At 48.5% G+C, this 807-nt stretch carries 2 rRNA genes; both read left to right on the top strand.

Annotated features, from left to right (window positions below):
* Positions 1-416: ribosomal RNA gene (locus M3152_RS17745) — 16S ribosomal RNA — on the top strand; the annotation flags it as partial.
* A gap of 268 nt (positions 417-684) precedes the next feature.
* A 23S ribosomal RNA gene (locus M3152_RS17740) occupies positions 685-807 on the top strand; the annotation flags it as partial.

Raw genomic sequence — 807 nt, 5'->3', positions numbered from 1 at the left:
CCAGCATTCAGTTGGGCACTCTAAGGTGACTGCCGGTGACAAACCGGAGGAAGGTGGGGATGACGTCAAATCATCATGCCCCTTATGACCTGGGCTACACACGTGCTACAATGGACGATACAAAGGGTTGCAAACCCGCGAGGGGGAGCCAATCCCATAAAATCGTTCCCAGTTCGGATTGCAGGCTGCAACTCGCCTGCATGAAGCCGGAATCGCTAGTAATCGTGGATCAGCATGCCACGGTGAATACGTTCCCGGGTCTTGTACACACCGCCCGTCACACCACGAGAGTTTGTAACACCCGAAGTCGGTGGGGTAACCCTTACGGGAGCCAGCCGCCGAAGGTGGGACAGATGATTGGGGTGAAGTCGTAACAAGGTAGCCGTATCGGAAGGTGCGGCTGGATCACCTCCTTTCTAAGGATAATTACGGAATATGAACCTTGGGTTCATACGTTGACGTTTTGCGTTCAGTTTTGAAGGTTCATCTTCTGATGACCTTTCAAAACTTGTTCTTTGAAAACTGGATAAAACGACATTGAAGCAACAAAACATCAAGTAATCAACCGAGTCGATCACTTTTGTGATTGAACAATACTTTTTTAACGATTACCAACGTATATCGCTATACAATGGTAATCAACCAGTGGTCTAGACGTATGTAATGCGTTGAAAACCATATAAAGGTTAAGTTAGAAAGGGCGCACGGCGGATGCCTTGGCACTAGAAGCCTATGAAGGACGGCACTAACACCGATATGCTTCGGGGAGCTGTAAGTAAGCTGTGATCCGAAGATTTCCGAATGGGG

It is taken from the genome of Sporosarcina luteola (assembly GCF_023715245.1).
GTDB lineage: Bacteria > Bacillota > Bacilli > Bacillales_A > Planococcaceae > Sporosarcina > Sporosarcina luteola_C.
This window is presented reverse-complemented; position numbering and strand designations above follow the sequence as displayed.